The 19,135-nt window shown below is 71.5% G+C and carries 19 protein-coding genes; 17 read left to right on the top strand and 2 right to left on the bottom strand.

Annotated features, from left to right (window positions below):
- The first annotated feature begins 33 nt into the window (after positions 1-33).
- From lepA to hemW, 4 genes are all read left to right on the top strand, one after another.
- Positions 34-1,890, top strand: coding sequence for a translation elongation factor 4 (lepA, locus tag EDM22_RS06010; protein ID WP_122936152.1), 1,857 nt, complete (start codon positions 34-36; stop codon positions 1,888-1,890).
- Between the two features lie 129 nt (positions 1,891-2,019).
- Positions 2,020-2,421 carry a DUF7670 domain-containing protein gene (locus EDM22_RS06005; RefSeq protein WP_122936151.1) on the top strand — a complete coding sequence of 134 codons (402 nt, stop codon included), beginning with the start codon at positions 2,020-2,022 and terminating at the stop codon, positions 2,419-2,421.
- A 130-nt stretch (positions 2,422-2,551) separates the two neighbouring features.
- Positions 2,552-3,202 carry a DUF1990 domain-containing protein gene (locus EDM22_RS06000; protein WP_170964033.1) on the top strand — a complete coding sequence of 217 codons (651 nt, stop codon included), beginning with the start codon at positions 2,552-2,554 and terminating at the stop codon, positions 3,200-3,202.
- Positions 3,203-3,205: 3 nt separating this feature from the next.
- Positions 3,206-4,435, top strand: a complete 1,230-nt coding sequence (gene hemW, locus EDM22_RS05995) for a radical SAM family heme chaperone HemW (RefSeq protein ID WP_122936149.1) — start codon at positions 3,206-3,208, stop codon at positions 4,433-4,435.
- A gap of 129 nt (positions 4,436-4,564) precedes the next feature.
- Here the strand turns inward: hemW and EDM22_RS05990 are convergent, their stop codons facing one another.
- Entirely contained in the window at positions 4,565-4,888 is a 324-nt protein-coding gene (locus EDM22_RS05990; protein ID WP_122936148.1) for a DUF4870 domain-containing protein, read from the bottom strand.
- 234 nt (positions 4,889-5,122) lie between these two features.
- Positions 5,123-5,554 (bottom strand): DUF4870 domain-containing protein, encoded by a 432-nt coding sequence (locus EDM22_RS05980; protein ID WP_122936147.1) that lies wholly within the window; start codon positions 5,552-5,554, stop codon positions 5,123-5,125.
- Positions 5,555-5,754: 200 nt separating this feature from the next.
- Here EDM22_RS05980 and hrcA point away from each other — a divergent pair, with 200 nt between their 5' ends.
- The 13 genes from hrcA to leuA all read left to right on the top strand — a co-directional run bounded on the left by hrcA (position 5,755) and on the right by leuA (position 19,077).
- The gene (gene hrcA, locus EDM22_RS05975; RefSeq protein WP_122936146.1) at positions 5,755-6,777 is read left to right on the top strand and encodes a heat-inducible transcriptional repressor HrcA; all 1,023 of its coding nucleotides are present in this window, start codon (positions 5,755-5,757) and stop codon (positions 6,775-6,777) included.
- Positions 6,778-6,839: 62 nt separating this feature from the next.
- Entirely contained in the window at positions 6,840-7,943 is a 1,104-nt protein-coding gene (dnaJ, locus tag EDM22_RS05970) for a molecular chaperone DnaJ (RefSeq protein ID WP_122936145.1), read from the top strand.
- 12 nt (positions 7,944-7,955) lie between these two features.
- Entirely contained in the window at positions 7,956-8,690 is a 735-nt protein-coding gene (locus tag EDM22_RS05965; RefSeq protein WP_122936144.1) for a 16S rRNA (uracil(1498)-N(3))-methyltransferase, read from the top strand.
- Between the two features lie 24 nt (positions 8,691-8,714).
- Entirely contained in the window at positions 8,715-9,077 is a 363-nt protein-coding gene (locus EDM22_RS05960) for an HIT domain-containing protein (protein WP_122936143.1), read from the top strand.
- Between the two features lie 82 nt (positions 9,078-9,159).
- Positions 9,160-10,176 (top strand): PhoH family protein, encoded by a 1,017-nt coding sequence (locus tag EDM22_RS05955; protein ID WP_122936197.1) that lies wholly within the window; start codon positions 9,160-9,162, stop codon positions 10,174-10,176.
- A 22-nt stretch (positions 10,177-10,198) separates the two neighbouring features.
- Positions 10,199-10,660: an rRNA maturation RNase YbeY gene (gene ybeY / locus EDM22_RS05950; RefSeq protein WP_122936142.1), complete on the top strand. Its 462-nt coding sequence runs from the start codon at positions 10,199-10,201 to the stop codon at positions 10,658-10,660.
- A 2-nt stretch (positions 10,661-10,662) separates the two neighbouring features.
- A complete protein-coding gene (locus tag EDM22_RS05945; RefSeq protein WP_122936141.1) occupies positions 10,663-11,979 on the top strand; it encodes a hemolysin family protein in 1,317 nt (438 codons plus the stop codon).
- Positions 11,972-12,865, top strand: coding sequence for a GTPase Era (gene era, locus EDM22_RS05940; RefSeq protein ID WP_122936140.1), 894 nt, complete (start codon positions 11,972-11,974; stop codon positions 12,863-12,865). The genes EDM22_RS05945 and era overlap by 8 nt, the downstream gene beginning before the upstream one ends.
- A 95-nt stretch (positions 12,866-12,960) precedes the next feature.
- On the top strand, positions 12,961-14,154 hold the full coding sequence (locus tag EDM22_RS05935) for a sensor histidine kinase (RefSeq protein WP_245989243.1): 1,194 nt from the start codon (positions 12,961-12,963) through the stop codon (positions 14,152-14,154).
- A complete protein-coding gene (locus EDM22_RS05930) occupies positions 14,151-14,816 on the top strand; it encodes a response regulator (RefSeq protein ID WP_122936138.1) in 666 nt (221 codons plus the stop codon). The genes EDM22_RS05935 and EDM22_RS05930 overlap by 4 nt, the downstream gene beginning before the upstream one ends.
- 80 nt (positions 14,817-14,896) lie before the next feature.
- Positions 14,897-15,658: an ABC transporter ATP-binding protein gene (locus EDM22_RS05925; RefSeq protein WP_122936137.1), complete on the top strand. Its 762-nt coding sequence runs from the start codon at positions 14,897-14,899 to the stop codon at positions 15,656-15,658.
- Positions 15,655-17,055, top strand: a complete 1,401-nt coding sequence (locus tag EDM22_RS05920) for an FtsX-like permease family protein (RefSeq protein ID WP_245989242.1) — start codon at positions 15,655-15,657, stop codon at positions 17,053-17,055. Before EDM22_RS05925 ends, EDM22_RS05920 begins: the two co-directional genes overlap by 4 nt.
- Before the next feature lie 246 nt (positions 17,056-17,301).
- Positions 17,302-19,077 (top strand): 2-isopropylmalate synthase, encoded by a 1,776-nt coding sequence (leuA, locus tag EDM22_RS05915; protein WP_122936136.1) that lies wholly within the window; start codon positions 17,302-17,304, stop codon positions 19,075-19,077.
- Positions 19,078-19,135 lie beyond the last annotated feature (58 nt).

The raw sequence follows: 19,135 nt of genomic DNA, 5'->3' as shown, positions 1-19,135 counted from the left end.
AGTGCGAACCGAACTCATGGGAGAATCGTCGGGATGTCCCCTCGAGCCGCCAATGCCCCGGTGCCCGCTGCCACCGACCCCGCGCTGATCCGCAACTTCTGCATCATCGCGCACATCGACCACGGCAAGTCGACCCTCGCCGACCGCATGCTCGGTATCACGGGAGTGGTGAGCGACCGGGACATGCGCGCCCAGTACCTCGACCGCATGGACATCGAGCGCGAGCGCGGCATCACCATCAAGAGCCAGGCCGTGCGCATGCCGTGGCAGGTCGGCGACACGTCGTACGCCCTCAACATGATCGACACGCCCGGCCACGTGGACTTCAGCTACGAGGTCTCGCGCTCGCTCGCGGCGTGCGAGGGCGCGATCCTGCTCGTGGATGCCGCGCAGGGCATCGAGGCGCAGACGCTCGCGAACCTCTACCTCGCACTCGAGAACGACCTCGAGATCATCCCCGTGCTCAACAAGATCGACCTGCCCGCGGCAGAGCCCGAGAAGTATGCGCGCGAGCTCGCCGACCTCATCGGCGGGTCGCCCGACGACGTCCTCCGGGTGTCGGGCAAGACCGGCGTCGGCGTCGAGGAACTCCTCGATCGCGTCGTCGAGCGCATCCCCGCACCGGTCGGCCGCGCGGACGCCCCGGCGCGGGCCATGATCTTCGACTCCGTCTACGACAGCTACCGCGGCGTCGTGACCTACGTGCGCATGGTCGACGGGCACCTGAACCCGCGCGAGCGCATCCAGATGATGTCGACGAGGGCGACCCACGAGATCCTCGAGATCGGCGTGAGCGCCCCCGAGCCCACGCCCACGAGGGGCCTCGGCGTCGGCGAGGTCGGCTACCTCATCACGGGCGTGAAGGACGTGCGCCAGTCGAAGGTCGGCGACACGGTGACGACCGCGTCGAAGCCCGCGACGGAGGCGCTCGCCGGCTACACCGAGCCCCTGCCCATGGTGTTCTCCGGCCTCTACCCGATCGACGGCAGCGACTACCCCGAGCTGCGCGAGGCACTCGACAAGCTCAAGCTGTCGGATGCCGCGCTCGTCTACGAGCCCGAGACCTCGGTCGCCCTCGGCTTCGGGTTCCGCTGCGGATTCCTCGGCCTGCTGCACCTCGAGATCGTCACCGAGCGGCTGCGCCGCGAGTTCGACCTCGACATCATCGCCACGGCGCCGTCGGTGATCTACGAGGTCACCACCGAAGACAGGAAGACGGTCACGGTCACCAACCCGAGCGAGTTCCCGACGGGCGCGAAGATCGCCGAGGTGCGCGAGCCCATGGTGCGCGCCGCGATCCTCGCCCCGAAGGACTACGTGGGCACGATCATGGAGCTCTGCCAGTCGCGGCGCGGCTCGCTGCTCGGCATGGAGTACCTCGGCGAGGACCGCGTCGAGATCCGCTACAACATGCCGCTCGGCGAGATCGTCTTCGACTTCTTCGACCAGCTGAAGTCCAAGACCGCGGGCTACGCGTCGCTCGACTACGAGCCGGTGGGCGACCAGGCCGCCGACCTCGTGAAGGTCGACATCCTGCTCCAGGGCGAGCAGGTCGACGCGTTCAGCGCGATCGTGCACCGCGACAAGGCCTACGCCTACGGCGTGCTCATGACCGGGCGCCTGCGCGAGCTCATCCCGCGGCAGCAGTTCGAGGTGCCGATCCAGGCCGCGATCGGCGCCCGCATCATCGCCCGCGAGTCGATCCGTGCGATGCGCAAGGACGTCCTGGCCAAGTGCTACGGCGGCGACATCACCCGCAAGCGCAAGCTCCTCGAGAAGCAGAAGGAGGGCAAGAAGCGCATGAAGATGGTCGGCCGCGTCGAGGTCCCCCAGGAGGCGTTCATCGCCGCGCTCTCGGGCGAGACCGAGAAGAAGGACGCCAAGAAGTAGGCGCGTCTCGCGCTGCGGGCCTTCCGGCCCTGTGCGCGAGCCCGGCGGCCCGCATGATGGTCGCGACGGCTGCGGACGAGCCCGGCGCCAGCGGGCGCCGGACTCGCAGTCTCCGGGAGGGGTGTCGCGATGGAGCAGCGCAGGACGGGCGTACCCGGGTGGATCGCGAGGATCCTCGGCATCCTGTACGTGGCGGTGCTGTGGTGGGCCTGGTGGAACGAGTCGCAGGCGCGCCAGGAGCCGACGCAGGGCCAAGCGCAGTCATCCGGCACGTGGATCGACCAGTGGGCCGTGGTGACGCACCTGCTGCCCGCGGTCATCCTGCTCATCGCGCTCGTGCTGGGCTGGTGGTGGCCGCTCGTGGCCGCGATCGGGTTCCTCGGCTACGCGGTCGCCTCGATCTTCAGCTGGATGCCGGAGTGGGTCTACGCGGGCATCGTCACCGCACCGCCGCTCATCATCGGCCTGCTCTTCCTCCTCGAATGGCTTCGCGCCCGGCGACGCTCGTCGGCCCCCGTCGCGACGGGGTGACGGCCGCTCGCCGCCGTCCTCCCAGCGACCGGTGGCTACGATTGTCGGATGCGCACGCCTGCCCGTAGGCCCGCGCAGCCCGCCTCGGCCGATGCCGCACGGCGGGACGAGACGACGTAAGGGACCACCGATGACTCGCCGGAGCACCTTCACCGACCAGTCGGTCACGTACGGGGCGATCGGGGCGACCCTCGACCCCGACCTGCTGCGCTACCCGCCCGCGGGGTTCCGCCCGGCCGAGGACACCGTGCGGCTCGGCTCCGGCCAGGGGCGGTTCGATCGCGCTGCGGAGTCCCTCATGTCGTGGGGCATCCAGCGGGGCTCGGGCTTCGAGGTCGACGACATCTCCGCGGGCACCGGCGCCCAGTACCCGGGCATCGTCTACGACGCCGACGGAACGCCGCTCCCCGAGCAGCCCGCGCCGCGCAGCGAGCAGCGCTTCGCGGCCGACGGCACGCCCTACATCGCGGCCGGCATGACCGCGACCCTCCGGCGCAGGAAGCGCTTCGGCACCGCCTCGACGCCCGTGCTCGTGGTCTACGTGCTCGACGAGCCCAACCTCGTGGGCTTCGCCTACGGCACGACGGCGCCGGGCCCCGAGAGCGGCGAGGAGTCGTTCGTGCTCGAGCATCGCGACGACGACACCGTGTGGCTCACGATCCGGTCGATCCTGCAGACGCCCGGCGGCATCCGCGCCCTCACGGCGCCCGGCATCCGCCGCCGCCGCCGCGAGCTCACCCGGGTCGAGCTGCGCGCGCTGCACCCGGCCGGAGGCGCCTGACCCGTGGCAGGCCCACTCCCGCTGGGCGATCCCGCGCCGGCCGACGGGCTCCTGCCCGCCTCCGCGGCCGACGGCGCGACCGACCGCGCCTTCGGCGTCTACGTGCACGTCCCGTTCTGCCGCGTCCGCTGCGGTTACTGCGACTTCAACACCTACACCGCGGGCGAGCTGCGCGGGGTGCGCCAAGCCGACTACGCGGGCCAGGCGATCGACGAGATCCGGATGTCGCGGCGCGTGCTCGAGGCATCCGGGCTGCCTGCTCGCACCGCCGACACCGTCTTCTTCGGCGGCGGCACCCCCACGATGCTGCCCGCGGGCGACCTCGTGCGCATGCTCGCCGCGGTGCGCGACGAGTTCGGCCTCGTCGAGGGCGCCGAGGTCACGACGGAGGCGAATCCCGATTCCGTCGACCGCGACGACCTCGCGCGCCTCGCCGAGGGCGGCTTCACGCGCGTCTCGTTCGGCATGCAGTCGGCCGTGCCGCACGTGCTCGCGGCGCTCGACCGCACACACGATCCCGCTCGCGTGCCGCTCGTCGTGGGCTGGGCGCGCGAGGCCGGACTCGACGTGAGCCTCGACCTGATCTACGGCACGCCGGGGGAGTCGCTCGACGACTGGCGCCGGAGCCTCGAGGCGGCGATTTCCGAGCGGCCCGACCACCTCAGCGCGTACGCCCTCATCGTCGAGGACGGCACGAAGCTCGCCCGGCAGATCCGCCGCGGCGAGCTCGCCCGGCCCGACGACGACCTCGAGGCCGACATGTACGAGCTCGCCGACGAGCTCCTCGGCACCGCGGGCTACGACTGGTACGAGGTCAGCAACTGGGCGACGGATGCCGCGTTCCGCTCGCGTCACAACCTCGGCTATTGGCGCGGCGACGACTGGTGGGGCATCGGGCCGGGAGCGCACAGCCACGTGGGCGGCGTGCGCTGGTGGAACGCGAAGCATCCCGCCGCCTACGCGGAGCGGCTCGCGGCGGGGATCTCGCCCGCGGTCGGGCGCGAGACGCTCGACGGCCCCACCCGCGAGACCGAGCGGGTGCTGCTGCTCACCCGCATCCGCGAGGGGATCGACATCGCGTCGCTGCACGCCGGTGGCCGCCACGCCGTGGCGGGACTCATCGCCGACGGCCTCGTCGATGCGAAGGCCGCCCTCGCCGGCGGGCTCACGCTCACGAGGAGCGGACGGCTGCTCGCCGACGCGGTCGTGCGCCGGCTGCTCGGCGACGGGTGATCCGCGACGGCCGAGCCGGCGACGCCGACCCGGTGACGCCCACCCGCGACGGCCGGTCGGGCGACGGTCGAACGCGGACGAGGCCCCCTCCGCGCGCGGAGGGGGCCTCGTCGATGCGATCCTGACGGATCAGCTCACGAACTTGATCGAGAGCGGGTAGGTGTACGGCTGGCCCTGGTTGGCCCTCACCGCCGCCATGATGCTGAAGATGATCGTGACGATCCACACGGCGATCAGCACGAAGATGCCCACGATGATGAACACGAGGAACGACCCGACCACGTAGGCGATCGCCATCGTGATCTGGAAGTTCAGCGCGGTCGCCGTGTGCTCGCGGATGAACGGCCCCTTGTCCTTCAGGACGAGGTACCCGATGAGCGCCGGCACGAAGCTGAAGAAGATGCCGCCGATGTGGATCAGCGTCGCCCAGAGCTTCTCGTCGGACGGGTTCATGGGTGCGTTCTGCTGGTAGTCGCCCGGGCCGGGAGGCGGAGGCGGCGTCGGGGGGCCGGGCGGCGGCGGCGGCGGGGGAGTGGGCGGGGTCGGCGGCGTGGGAGGTGGTGCGTCGGACATGATGCGTGCTCCTTGGTCGGACTCTCCGAGATCGCGAGATTCGGTGTTCCTCATGCTGGCACACGACGACGCGCCGAGCGAGGACGAGTCTCCCGGCGCGTCGGCGGGTCGGCGTTACTTGATGAGGCGGATGGCGAACGGGTAGCGGTAGTGGTTGCCGTCCTTCGCCTTGAGGAAGCCGAGGATCGAGAACACGATCACGGCCGCCCAGAGGGCGAGGTACAGCAGCGGCGCGAGGTATCCGAAGATGCCGAAGGTGACGGCCGTGAGGATGCTGGACACGATGAAGAGCGCCACCCAGGCCATCACGACGGTGATCTGGAAGTTCAGCGCTTCCTTGGCCTCGGTGTTCGTGAACGATCCGCGGTCCTTGAAGACGAGCCAGATGATGAGCGAGGGGAGCAGGCCCAGGATGCCGCCGAGGTGGGCGAAGGAGGCCCACTGCAGGTCCTGCTCGTGCGAGAGCGGCGCTGCGGGTGCGGGCGCGGCCGGCTGGGGTGCCGGGGGGACGTTCGGATCGGGGAGCTGCGAACTGGGGTCGGTCATCGACGTGCCTTTCGGGGGTTCGGGGTTGGGCCGCGTCTGCGCTGCGATCAGCGGTCAGGGGGGATGGCGATTCGCGGTGATGCATAACGTAGCGCGGGCGCTTCGGGCCCGGCAACGGTGCCTGCCCCGATATCTCGCGATATGATTAGCAGTCACGCAGATCGAGTGCTAAACCGAGTCGCCGAGGGAAGCGAGGGTCGATGGTCTCCGAACGCAGTCTCGCGGTGCTCCGCGCGATCGTGCAGGACTACGTCGCCTCCCGCGAGCCCGTGGGCTCCAAGTCGATCGTCGAGCGTCACTCGTTCGGCGTGTCGGCCGCGACGATCCGCAACGACATGGCCCTCCTCGAGGAGGAGGAGCTCATCGCGGCCCCGCACACCTCGTCGGGGCGCATCCCCACCGACAAGGGCTACCGGGTGTTCGTCGACCAGCTCACCGACGTGCGTCCGCTCACGCCGGCGCAGCGTCATGCGATCGAGACGTTCCTCGGCGAGTCCAGCGACCTCGACGAGCTGCTCGCCCGCACCGTGCGGCTCATCTCGCAGCTCACGAAGCAGCTCGCGGTCGTGCAGTACCCGAGCTTCGCGAGCGCGCGGGTCCGCCACGTCGAGCTCGTCTCGCTCGCGCCGACCCGGGTGCTCTGCGTGCTGATCTCCGACTCGGGGCAGGTCGAGCAGCGCCTCGCCGAGCTCGATGCGCCCGTCGACGACGAGACGCTCGCCGACCTGCGCGGGCGCCTCAACGAGCTCGCGGGGGGCCGCACGATGGCGGAGGCCGCCGAGGCGCTCATGGGCGACATCGAGGGGCTCGATCGGCGGCACGCCGCCGTCGCGCACACGCTCGCGGCGACGCTCGCCGAGCAGGCCCGCGTGCAGCGGCACGATCGCCTCGTCGTCGCGGGCGCCGCGAACCTCGTGCGAACCGAGCAGGACTTCGCGGGCTCGATCCTCGGCGTCATCGAGGCGATCGAGGAGCAGGTCGTCCTGCTCAAGCTCTTCGGCGAGATGGCCTCCGACGAGCACGCGGTCGCGGTGCGCATCGGGCGCGAGAACGCCTCGTTCGGGCTCGCCGAGACCTCCATCGTCTCGAGCGCGTTCGAGATCCCCGGTCGCGACGTCTCCCGGCTCGGCATCGTCGGGCCCACCCGCATGGACTACTCCCACAGCATGGCCGCGGTCCGCGCGGTCGCGCGCTACCTCTCCCGAACGCTCGGCGAGCACTGACCGCCGCGGGCCGCCCAGATCCGGCGTCCGCGACATCCGGCAATCGAAAGGACAAGCCCTCCGTGGCCGACCACTACGAGGTCCTCGGCGTCGCACGCGACGCCTCCCCAGACGAGATCAAGAAGGCCTACCGGCGACTCGCGCGCGAGCTCCACCCCGACGTGAACCCGGGCGCCGAGGCATCCGAGCGGTTCAAGATGGTCACGCACGCCTATGACGTGCTCTCGGACCCGAAGCAGCGCGAGCAGTACGACCTCGGCGGCCAGGGCGGGTTCGGCGGCGGCGGCCAGAACTTCGGCGGGTTCGGCGACATCTTCGAGACGTTCTTCGGCGCCGGCCAGGCCAGTCGCGGCCCGCGGTCGCGGCGCGAGCGCGGCCAGGACGCGCTCATCCGCGTGGAGGTCGGACTCGAGGAGGTCGTCTTCGGCACGCACCGCGACATCGAGGTCGACACGGCCGTGGTCTGCGACACGTGCCACGGCTCGTGCTGCCAGCCGGGCACCTCGCCCGTGACGTGCGACATCTGCGGCGGCTCGGGTTCGATCCAGCGTGCCGTGCGCTCGCTCCTCGGCAACGTGATGACCTCGAGCCCCTGCGGTTCGTGCCGCGGCTACGGCACGGTCATCACCACGCCGTGCGTCACCTGCCAGGGCCAGGGCCGGGTGCGCGCGCGCCGCACCGTGCCCGTCGACATCCCCGCGGGCGTCGACACCGGCGTGCGACTGCAGATGCCCGGCTCCGGCGAGGCGGGGCCCGCCGGCGGCGCGAACGGCGACCTCTACCTCGAGATCAAGGTGAAGAACCACGAGGTCTTCAGCCGCAACGGCGACGACCTGCTCTGCACCCTCGAGGTGCAGATGACCGACGCGGTGCTCGGCACCACGGCGCATGTGCCCGCGCTCGACGGCGACGTCGAGCTCGAGGTGAAGGCCGGGGTGCAGAGCGGCGAGATCCTCACCGTGAAGGACCGCGGCATCACGCACCTGCGCGGCTCCGGTCGCGGCGACCTCAAGGTCGCGGTGCACGTGGTGACGCCCACGAAGCTCTCGCACAAGGAGCGCGAGCTCATCGAGCAGCTCGCCAAGGTGCGCAAGGCGCACCCGCCGCAGCTCGGGCACTTCCAGCAGGGCCTGTTCGCGCGGCTCCGCGACCGGTTCCTCGGCTAGGCGGATGCCGCGATGGGCAACCTCTACCTCGACGAGTCGCTCGACCTCGCCGGCGCGACCGCGGGCTCGACGGTCGTGCTCGACGGCGACGAGGCGCGCCACGCCGTCACGGTCGCCCGCGTGCGCACCGGCGAGCGCGTTGCGATCGGCGACGGGCGCGGACGCGTCGTGCGCGGCACCGTGACGGCGACCGAGCCCCGGCGGCTCCAGCTCGAGGTCGACGAGGTGCACGTCGAGGCGGCCGCGGCTCCCCGCATCACGCTCGTCCAGGCGCTCGCGAAGGGCGATCGCGACGAGCTCGCGGTGCAGGCGGCGACCGAGCTCGGCGTCGACCGCATCGTGCCGTGGTCGGCCGCGCGCTCGGTCTCCCGCTGGGAAGGCGCGAAGGCCGAGAAGGGCCGTGCGCGCTGGGCGGCCATCGTGCGCGAGGCCGTCAAGCAGTCGATTCGCGCGTGGCTCCCCGAGGTCGACGCGGTCGCGAGCACCGGGCAGCTCCCCGCGCGGTTCGAGGGCGAGCGGATGCTGCTGCTCGAGCCCACCGCGACGACGCCGCTCAGCGGCATCCGGCCCGACGGCCGCGACCTCGTGCTCGTCGTGGGCCCCGAGGGCGGCATCGACCCGAAGGAGCTCGAGCGGCTCGAGGCGGCGGGAGCGGAGCGGGTGCGCCTCGGATCGTCGGTGCTGCGCACCTCGACGGCGGGACCTGCGGCGATCGCCGTGCTCAGCGCCTCGCTCGGGCGGTGGTGAGCGTTGCGTGGCTACGATGGACGCATGACCGACTCCGCCGCCGAATCGACCGTCTTCGAGCGCATCGCCGCAGGCGAGCTCCCCGCGAAGATGGTCGCGGAGACCGAGCGGATCATCGCCTTCCACGACATCGCGCCGCAGGCGCCCGTGCACGTCATCGTCGCCCCGCGGTCGGGCGCCTACCGCGACGTGGCCGAGCTCGCGGCATCCGACCCCGGTCTGCTCGCCGAGCTCGTGGCGGTCGCGAACGGCGTCGCCGCCGAGCTCGCCGACGGCCAGTTCCGGCTCATCTTCAACACCGGCCCGCGCGCCGGCCAGACCGTGTTCCACGTGCACGCCCACGTGCTCGCGGGCGGTCTCGGGGAGGGATCGCTTGTCGGAGGCTGACCCGACCGGCGCCGGCGGCGCGGCAGGTTCCGAGGAGTCGGAGCCGGGCGGCGAGGAGCGCCTCAGCATCGACGGCATCGCCATGGTGCGACTCCTCGGCCCGCAGGACCGCCTGCTCTCGAGCATCCAGCGCGAGTACCCCGGAGTCGAGGTGCACGTGCGCGGCAACGAGATCGCGATCCGCGGCGACGCCGACGAGCGCCGGCGCGTGCGACGGCTCATCGAGGAGCTGCTGGAGCTCGTGCGCGGCGACCAGGATCCCACCCCCATCGACGTGAGGAGCTCAGCGAGAATGCTCGAGTCCGACCCGAATGCCAAGCCGTCCGAACTGCTCGGGCAGGTCATCGTCTCGAGCCGCGGCAAGGCGATCAGGCCCAAGACCGAGGGCCAGCGGCAGTACGTCGACGCGATCGACGAGCACACGATCGTGTTCGGCATCGGGCCGGCCGGCACCGGCAAGACGTACCTGGCCATGGCGAAGGCCGTGCAGGCGCTGCAGCGCAAGGAGGTGAGCCGCATCATCCTCACGCGCCCCGCAGTGGAGGCGGGGGAGCGGCTCGGGTTCCTGCCCGGCACCCTGACCGACAAGATCGACCCCTACCTGCGGCCGCTGTACGACGCGCTCAACGAGATGATGGACCCCGAGATGGTGCCGAAGCTGCTCGCCTCGGGCACGGTCGAGGTCGCACCGCTGGCCTACATGCGCGGCCGTACGCTCAACGACTCGTTCGTCGTGCTCGACGAGGCGCAGAACACCACGCCCGAGCAGATGAAGATGTTCCTCACCCGGCTGGGGTTCGGATCGAAGATGGTCGTCACGGGCGACATCACGCAGGTCGACCTGCCGGGCGGGTCGAGCGGCCTGCGGATCGTGACGCGCATCCTCGACCACATCGACGACATCCACTTCGCGCGCCTCACGAGCGACGACGTCGTGCGCCACACGCTCGTCGGCAAGATCGTCGACGCGTACACGGAGTTCGACCAGCGCGCGCAGGCGCAGCGCTTCGAGCGCGAGCAGGCGCGCGAGTTCGCCAACCGCGCCGAGCGCCGCGGGCAGGCCGGGCCGCGCGACCACCTGCCGAGGAAGACCAAGTGATCGCGACCGGGAGGCGCGCCGCATGAGCATCGAGATCAACAACGAGTCCACGATCGAGGTCGACGAAGCCGCCATCCAGCGGCTCGCCGTGTACGCCCTCGACGCGATGCACGTGCACCCCGACGCCGAGCTCGCGATCGTGCTCGTCGACGAGGGCGCCATGGAGCAGCTCCACGTCCAGTGGATGGACGAGCCCGGCCCCACCGACGTGCTGAGCTTCCCGATGGACGAGCTGCGCCCCGGCACGGAGGACCAGCCGGCCCCGCCGGGGCTCCTCGGCGACGTCGTGCTGTGCCCGCAGGTCGCCGAGGCGCAGGCGAAGAGCGCCGGGCACTCGCTCCTCGACGAGCTGCAGCTGCTCACGACCCACGGCATCCTGCACCTGCTCGGCTTCGACCACGCGGAGCCCGCGGAGGAGAAGGAGATGTTCGGCATCCAGCGCGACCTCCTCGTCGGCTTCGCCATGCAGGAGCGACGCCGCTGACCATGCTGCCCTGGTTGTTCCTCGCGGCGGCCTTCGTCCTCGTCGCGTTCGGCGGTCTCATGGCCGCGGTCGACTCCGCGATCGGCGCGAGCTCGCGGGCCGACATCACCGAGCTGTCGATCGGCGCGCGCGCCGCGCGGTCGCTGCGCGCGATCGCCGACGACACGGGCGCGCACGTCAACGCCGTGAACTTCATGCGCATCCTCGCCGAGACGACGGCGGCGGTGCTCGTGACGCTCGCCTTCACGTTCTTCATCGAGAACACCTGGCTCGTGCTGCTCTGGTCGGCACTCATCATGACGGCGGTGTCCTTCGTGCTCGTCGGGGCGAGCCCCCGCAGCGTCGGACGCGCGCACGCGAGCGCCGTGCTGCGGCTCGCCGCGCCGCTCGTGCACTTCCTCCGGGTGCTCCTCGGACCGCTCGCGAACGCGCTCGTCTCCCTCGGCAATCGCGTCACCCCCGGCCGCATCCGCTTCGCCGGCGTCTCGAGCGAGGAGCAGCTGCTCAGCATGGTCGACGAGGCGACCGAACTCGACGTGCTCGAGGAGGGCGACCGCGAGCTCATCCACTCGATCTTCGAGTTCAACGACACGGTCGTGCGCGAGGTGATGGTGCCGCGCACCGACATGGTCACGATCGACGCGACGGCCCACCTGCCCCAGGCGATGGCGCTCTTCCTGCGCGCGGGGTACTCGCGCATCCCCGTGATCGCCCGCGACGCCGACGACGTGATCGGCATCCTGTACCTGCGCGACCTGGCCCGCCTGAGCTTCGAGCGACCGCTCGACGCCGACACCCTCACGGTGGGCGAGCTCGCGCGGCCCGGGCTCTTCGTGCCCGAGTCGATGAAGGCCGACGCCCTGCTGCGGCAGATGCAGCTCGAGTCGAACCACCTCGCGATGGTCGTCGACGAGTACGGCGGCATCGCCGGTCTCGCCACCCTCGAAGACCTCATCGAGGAGCTCGTCGGCGACATCTCCGACGAGTACGACCGCGAGGCGGCGCAGGTCGAGGAGCTCGACGAGGGGCGGTTCCGCGTCAACGCGCGGCTTCCGGTCGACGAGCTCGGCGAGCTGTTCGGCCTCGACCTCGACGACGACGACGTCGACTCCGTGGGCGGCCTCCTCGCGAAGGAGCTCGGCCACCTGCCGCAGACGGGTGAGCAGGCCCGGGTCAGCGGGCTCGTGCTCGAGGCCGAGCGCACCGAGGGCCGCCGCAAGCGGATCGGCACCATCCTCGCCTGGCGCGACCAGGCGCTCATCGACGTCCAGACAGCGCTCGCGAGCGAGGACGCATCCGAGAGGACCACCCATGACTGAGTACCGAGCCGGATTCGTCTCCTTCGTCGGCCGCCCGAACGTCGGCAAGTCGACGCTCACGAACGCGCTCGTCGGCGAGAAGGTGGCGATCACGAGCTCGAAGCCGCAGACCACGCGTCGCGCCATCCGCGGCATCGTGCACCGGCCCGACGGACAGCTCATCCTCGTCGACACACCGGGCCTGCACCGGCCGCGCACGCTGCTCGGCGAGCGCCTCAACACGCTCGTCGCCTCGACGCTCGGCGACGTGGACGTGATCGCGTTCTGCGTGCCCGCCGACGAGGCCATCGGCCCGGGCGACCGGTTCATCAACGAGCAGCTCGACCAGTACCCGCGCGCCAAGAAGATCGCGATCGTCACGAAGACGGATGCCGCGGGCAAGGCGCGCGTGGCCGAGCAGCTCCTCGCCGTCTCCGAGCTGCGAGAGTGGGCGTCGATCATCCCCGTCTCGGCGCCGAAGGGCGAGCAGCTCGACGTGCTCGTCGACGAGCTCCTCGCGCTCATGCCCGTGTCGGAGCAGCCGCTGTACCCGGCGGAGACCTCGACCGACGAGGACGTCGCCGAGCGCATCGCCGAGCTCATCCGCGAGGCGTCGCTCGAGGGCGTCTCCGACGAGCTCCCGCACTCGATCGCCGTGACGGTCGACGACATGGTCGAGCGGGACGACAAGGACCTGCTGGAGATCTACGCCAACCTGTACGTCGAGCGCGACAGTCAGAAGGGCATCATCATCGGCAAGGGCGGGTCGCGCCTGCGCGAGGTCGGCACGCGGGCGCGCGGCGAGATCGAGGCGCTGCTCGGCCGCAAGGTGCACCTCGCGCTGCACGTGAAGGTCGCCAAGGACTGGCAGCGCGACCCGAAGCAGCTCGGGCGCCTCGGGTTCTGATCCCCGCGGGTCGCCGCCGCACCGTCGCGTACCTCTCGAGGATGATTCCGCGGCATCCGCCCGACCGCGCCGCGGCGAGCGCGTACGGTGGATCGGTGCGCACCCCACCCGGACGGACCGCCGTCGTGGTCGACGCCGCGCTCGCGGCGGTCTTCGCCCTCGTGTGCCTGCTCTACGCGCTCATCGGCGGCTGGGCCGACGTGGTGGTCGTGCTGGCGTTCGCGGCGGCGCTCGCGGTGCGCCGCGTGTCGCCGGGCTGGTCGCTCGTGATCGCCTGGGGCGCCGCGGTCACGCAGATGCTGCTGCTGCGCGACGTGCAGCCCGCCGACCTCGCCGTGTTCGGCGTGCTCTACGCGACCTCCGCCTACGGTACGCGCACCGTGAAGTGGTGCGGGCTGGGCTCGGCGGGCGTCGGCGCCGTCGTCGCGACCGTGTACCTCGCACTCGTGAAGCCCGCGTTCGACGCTGCGACGATCCCGGGCGACAGCGAGATGGGGCGGCTCCTGTGGACCGGCATCCTCTTCGCCGCGTCGCTCACGGCGCTCGTGCTCGCCTGGACGGTTGGCCTGCTCGTGCGCACCGTCCGCCAGTCGCGCGAGCAGCAGCGACGCGCGGAGCTCGACCGGCGGGAGCGGGAGCACGCGGAGTACCGCTACGTGGTGGAGCAGGAGCGCAACCGCATCGCCCGCGACATGCACGACGTCGTCGCGCACTCGCTCGCGGTCGTCATCGCCCAGGCCGACGGTGCGCGATTCGCCGCGGCCTCCCGGCCCGAGCAGGCGTCGGCAGCGCTCGGCACGATCGCCGGGGTCGCCCGCTCGGCGCTCGGCGACGTGCGCCTGCTGCTCGCCGAGCTGCGACACCGCGAAGGCGGTGCGCCGCAGCCCGCCGTCGACGACCTCGACGCGCTCATCGCACAGGTCCGCGACGCGGGCCTCGATGTGCGCTTCGTGGAGCGCGGCGAGCGCACGCCCCTGGGTGCCGGCCACCAGATCGCGGTCTACCGCATCGTGCAGGAGGGACTCACGAACGCGCTCCGGCACGGCGACGCGGCCCAGCCGGTCGAGCTCCAGCTCGACTGGACGGACGGCGGCCTCGACATCCGGCTCGAGAACGCGATGCGAGCGGATGCCGCGGCGCACCCGGCGGCCGAGGCGGTCGCGTTCCGCCACGGCATCCCCGGCATGCGCGAGCGCGCCCAGCTCGCGGGCGGCACGTTCGACGCGCAGGCGGGCGACGACGGCCGGTTCCGGGTGCACGCGACGATCCCCGCGAAGGCGGCGGCATGAGCGGCATCCGCGTGGCGCTCGTCGACGACCAGGCGCTGTTCCGGGCGGGCATCCGCATGCTCGTCGAGTCGCAGCCCGACCTCGAGTTCGCGGGCGAGGCGGCCGACGGCCAGGCGGCCACCGCCCTCGCGGCGCGGTCGCGGCCGCACGTGATGCTCATGGACGTGCGGATGCCCGTGCTCGACGGCATCGCGGCGACCGAGCGGATCCTCGCCGACGCCGACCGCGACGGACGGGAGCCGCCGCGCATCGTCGTGCTCACGACGTTCGACCTCGACGAGAATGCCGCACGCGCGATCCGGGCCGGCGCGAGCGGCTTCGTGCTGAAGGACGCCGAACCCGAGTTCCTCCTCGCCGCGATCCGCACGGTGCACCGCGGCAATGCGGTGATCGCGGCGACGGCCACGCGCGAGCTCTTCGCGCACGCCGGGCGCGGCTCCGGGCGGCGGCCGGCTCCCTCCGCGTGGGGGCAGCTCACCCCGCGCGAGCGCGAGATCTTCGCACTCGCGGCGCGCGGGCTCTCGAACGCCGAGATCGCGGCATCCGAGTACCTGAGCGAGGCGACCGTGAAGACGCATGTGAGCCGCGTGCTCGCGAAGCTCGGGCTCCGCGACCGCGTGCAGCTCGTCGTCTTCGCCTACGAGCACGACCTCACCGCCTGACGCGGGTCATCCCAGCGGATGACCCCGACCATCCCATCGCCGGATGCCGCGGGCCGCGGCCCGTCCGTAGCGTCGGCGACATGCAGATCCAACCCTCAGACCTCGGTCTCATCGCCCGCGTCGCCGGGCTCGGCAAGCGCTACGGCGACGGTGCGGGCACCGTCACCGCGCTCGACGACGTCTCCCTCGGACTCCGACGCGGTGAGTTCACCGCGATCATGGGCCCGTCGGGCTCGGGCAAGTCGACGCTCATGCACATCATGGCGGGCCTGGACAGCCCCACCTCCGGACGCGCGTGGCTCGGTGACACGGAGATCACCGAGCTCTCCGACAGCGCCCTCACGGTGCTGCGCCGCCGCCGCGTCGGCTTCGTGTTCCAGTCCTTCAACCTCGTGCCCACGCTCGACGTGCGGGCGAACGTGATGCTGCCGTTCGAGCTCGACGGCCGCGCCACGACGATCGAGGAGCGCGCGTGGATCGACGAGCTCGTCGCGACCCTCGGGCTCACCGCGCGCCTCCGGCACCGCCCGCACGAGCTCTCGGGCGGCCAGCAGCAGCGCGTCGCGATCGCGCGCGCCCTCGCCACGCGGCCCGATCTCGTGTTCGCCGACGAGCCCACCGGCAACCTCGACTCCCGCACCGGCCGGGAGGTGCTCGGCCTCCTCGCCGCGGCGAGCGCGAGCGCGGGGCAGTCGATCGCGATGGTGACGCACGACCCGATCGCGGCGAGCCATGCCGACCGCATCCTGTTCCTCGCCGACGGCCGGATCGTGCGCGATGCGCCGCGCTCCACGCCCGAGGAGATCTCGGCGTTCATGCTCTCGATGGAGTCGGCGGCATGATGCGCTCCCGGTTCCGCGACCAGGTGCCCACGCTCCTCGTCGCGACGCTCGCCGGCACGTTCGGCGCGTTCCTCCTGCAGGTGATCGGCCTGCTCGAGGCGGTCATCTCGGCCGACGACGTCGCCGGCTCGAGCGGCACCGTGGCGCTCATGCTCGCCATCGTCGCCACCGTGTTCATCGTCATCGCGGTCTACGTGAGCGCGATCGTGACGGCGAACACGGTGTCGACGGTCGTCGCGGGGCGCACCCGGCTCATCGCCCTGCTGCGCCTCATCGGCTCGAGCGCCCGTGCGCAGCGTGCGGAGATCGCACGCGAGGGGCTCGTGATCGGGCTCGCCGGGGCGGCGCTCGGCATCCTGCTCGGATCGGGGCTCGCGTTCGCCCTCGAGCGCGTCGCGGTCGCGACCGGAACGATCCCCGAGGTCGGGTTCGACTACGTCACCCCGTCGGTGCTGCTGCCCGCCGCGGCCGTGGTGCTCACGACGTGGCTCGCGTCCTGGGTCGGGTCGCGACGCGTGCTGCGGGTGCGCCCCATCGAGGCGATCGGCAACGCGAACGAAGCCGCCCGCGACGAGCTCGTCGCACGTCGTGGCCGACACGGCGTGGCGCTCGCCTTCGTCATCGTCGGCGCGCTGCTGCTCGCCCTCGGCGTCGTGGTGGGCCTCGCGAGCCCGCTCGGGGTGTTCATCGGCCTCGTCGGCGGCATCCTCTCGTTCACCGGCATCGTGCTCGCCGCGCACGTCGTGATGCCCCCCGTGCTGCGCCTCGTCGGGCGCGTGCTCGGCGGTTCGCCGGCGGCGCGTCTGGCCGCCGAGAACGCGGTTCGCAACCCCGAGCGCTCCTCGCGCACGACGATCGGCCTCGTCATCGGCGTGACCCTCGTGACGACGTTCAGCGTCACGATGCAGTCGTACCGCGAGCTCCTGCTCGCGGCCGCGGCCGACCGGCCGGGCATGGAGCAGGCGATCGACGAGCCGCTCACGATCACGATCTCGATCTTCACCGTGCTCATCGGCTTCAGTGCCGTGATCGCCGCGATCGGCATGGTCAACACGCTCTCGCTCAGCGTGCTGCAGCGCACCCGTGAGCTCGGGCTGCTGCGGGCGCTCGGCTTCGACCGCGCGCAGCTGCGCCTGATGATCGTCGCCGAGAGCGCCGCGCTCACGGTGGCGGCGACGCTCACGGGCCTCGTGCTCGGGTTCGCCTACGGCTGGGCGGGGGCGCAGGCGCTGCTGGGGTCGATCCAGGGCGAGCCGCGGCTCGTCGTGCCGGCCGTGCCGTGGGCGGTCTTCGGCGTCATCCTCGTCGCCGCGGCGCTCCTGACGATCGCGGCCTCCGTCGCCCCGGCCCGTCGCGCGATGCGGGTGTCGCCGGTCGTCGCGCTCGCGGTCGACTGAGGGTTCACCGCGGGGCCGATCCGGCGGTCGACGGAGGGCGGGCGGATGCCGCGGGGCGCACTCGCGGCATCCGCTCGGCCCGTGCGCAGGTCGCACGGATGCGGGCCGGCCGCACGGGTGTTAGCCTTGACGCGTGCTTCACGGCCTGCTTCTCCTTAGCTGCCGCAGCGAGTCCTAGTTCACAGGCCTCCCTCGCTGCGGAGTTCGTCGTCGGCTGAAACCCCCGAATAGCGAGAAGAGCACCCCATGCAGAACAACCAGAAGCCGTCCCCGATGCCCGCGCACCGGTACCGCCCGTTCCACGAGCAGATCCGCGTCGACCTGCCGGATCGCACGTGGCCGACGAAGCGCATCACGACCGCACCGCGCTGGTGCGCGGTCGACCTGCGCGACGGGAACCAGGCGCTCATCGACCCGATGAGCCCCGAGCGCAAGCGCATCATGTTCGACCTGCTCGTGAAGATGGGCTACAAGGAGATCGAGGTCGGCTTCCCGTCGGCGAGCCAGACCGACTTCGACTTCGTGCGCAGCCTCATCGAGGAGGGCGCGATCCCCGACGACGTCACCATCCAGGTGCTGACGCAGGCGCGCGACCACCTCATCGAGCGCACCTACGAGTCGATCCGCGGCGCCAAGCAGGCCATCGTGCACCTGTACAACTCCACGAGCATCCTGCAGCGCGAGGTCGTGTTCCGCACCGACCGGCAGGGCGTCATCGACATCGCCCTGCACGGTGCACGCAAGTGCCGCGAGATGGAGTCGAGCGTTCCCGGCACCACGGTGTACTACGAGTACTCGCCCGAGAGCTACACGGGCACCGAGCTCGAGTTCGCCGTCGACGTCTGCAACCAGGTGCTCGAGGTCTTCGAGCCCACGCCCGAGCGCAAGGTCATCATCAACCTGCCGGCCACGGTCGAGATGGCGACGCCCAACGTGTACGCCGATTCGATCGAGTGGATGTCGCGGCACCTCGCGCACCGCGAGAACGTGATCCTGTCGCTGCATCCCCACAACGACCGTGGCACTGCGATCGCGGCCGCCGAACTCGGGTACCTGGCGGGCGCCGACCGCATCGAGGGATGCCTCTTCGGCAACGGCGAGCGCACCGGCAACGTCGACCTCGTCGCGCTCGGCATCAACCTGTTCACGCAGGGCATCGACCCGCAGATCGACTTCTCGAACGTCGACGAGGTCAAGCGCACCGCCGAGTACTGCAACCAGCTGCCCGTGCACGAGCGCAGCCCGTGGGCCGGCGACCTGGTCTACACGGCGTTCTCCGGCTCGCACCAGGACGCCATCAAGAAGGGCTTCGAGGCCATGGAGGCGAAGGCCGCGGCGAGCGGCGTCGACGTCGACGACCTCGAATGGGCCGTGCCGTACCTGCCGGTCGACCCGAAGGACCTGGGCCGCAGCTACGAGGCCGTGATCCGCGTCAACTCCCAGTCGGGCAAGGGCGGCGTCGCCTACCTGCTGAAGACCGACCACGCGCTCGACCTGCCGCGTCGGCTACAGATCGAGTTCTCGGGCGTCGTGCAGGCCAAGACCGACGCCGAGGGCGGCGAGGTCTCGAGCGACGAGATCTGGCGCGTCTTCAACGACGAGTACCTCCCGGCCCCGTCCGACCGGCCCGGTGCGAAGTGGGGTCGCTTCGAGCTCCTGTCGCTGCGCACCGAGAGCGCACTCGACGGCGTCGTCAACGTGCGCGTCGGACTGCGCGACGGCGAGGAGCGCGTCGAGGCCGACGCGAGCGGCAACGGCCCGATCTCCGCCTTCCTCGCGGTGCTCGGCAACGAGGGTGTCGACGTGCGACTGCTCGACTACGTCGAGCACACGCTGGCGGCGAGCGGCGACTCGCAGGCCGCCGCCTATGTCGAACTCGAGGTCGGCGGCCGCACCCTGTGGGGCGTCGGCATCGACGCCGACATCTCGACGGCGTCGCTCAAGGCCGTGGTCTCCGCCGTGAACCGGGCACTGCGCGGTGCGCGCGTCGAGGAGTCCGTGACGGAGCCGGTGCTCGCGTAGCATCCGAACGCGAACTCGATCGACGGGTCCCGCCATGTGGCGGGGCCCGTCGTCGCGT

The organism is Agromyces tardus, from assembly GCF_003710805.1.
Taxonomy (GTDB): domain Bacteria; phylum Actinomycetota; class Actinomycetes; order Actinomycetales; family Microbacteriaceae; genus Agromyces; species Agromyces tardus.
This window is presented reverse-complemented; position numbering and strand designations above follow the sequence as displayed.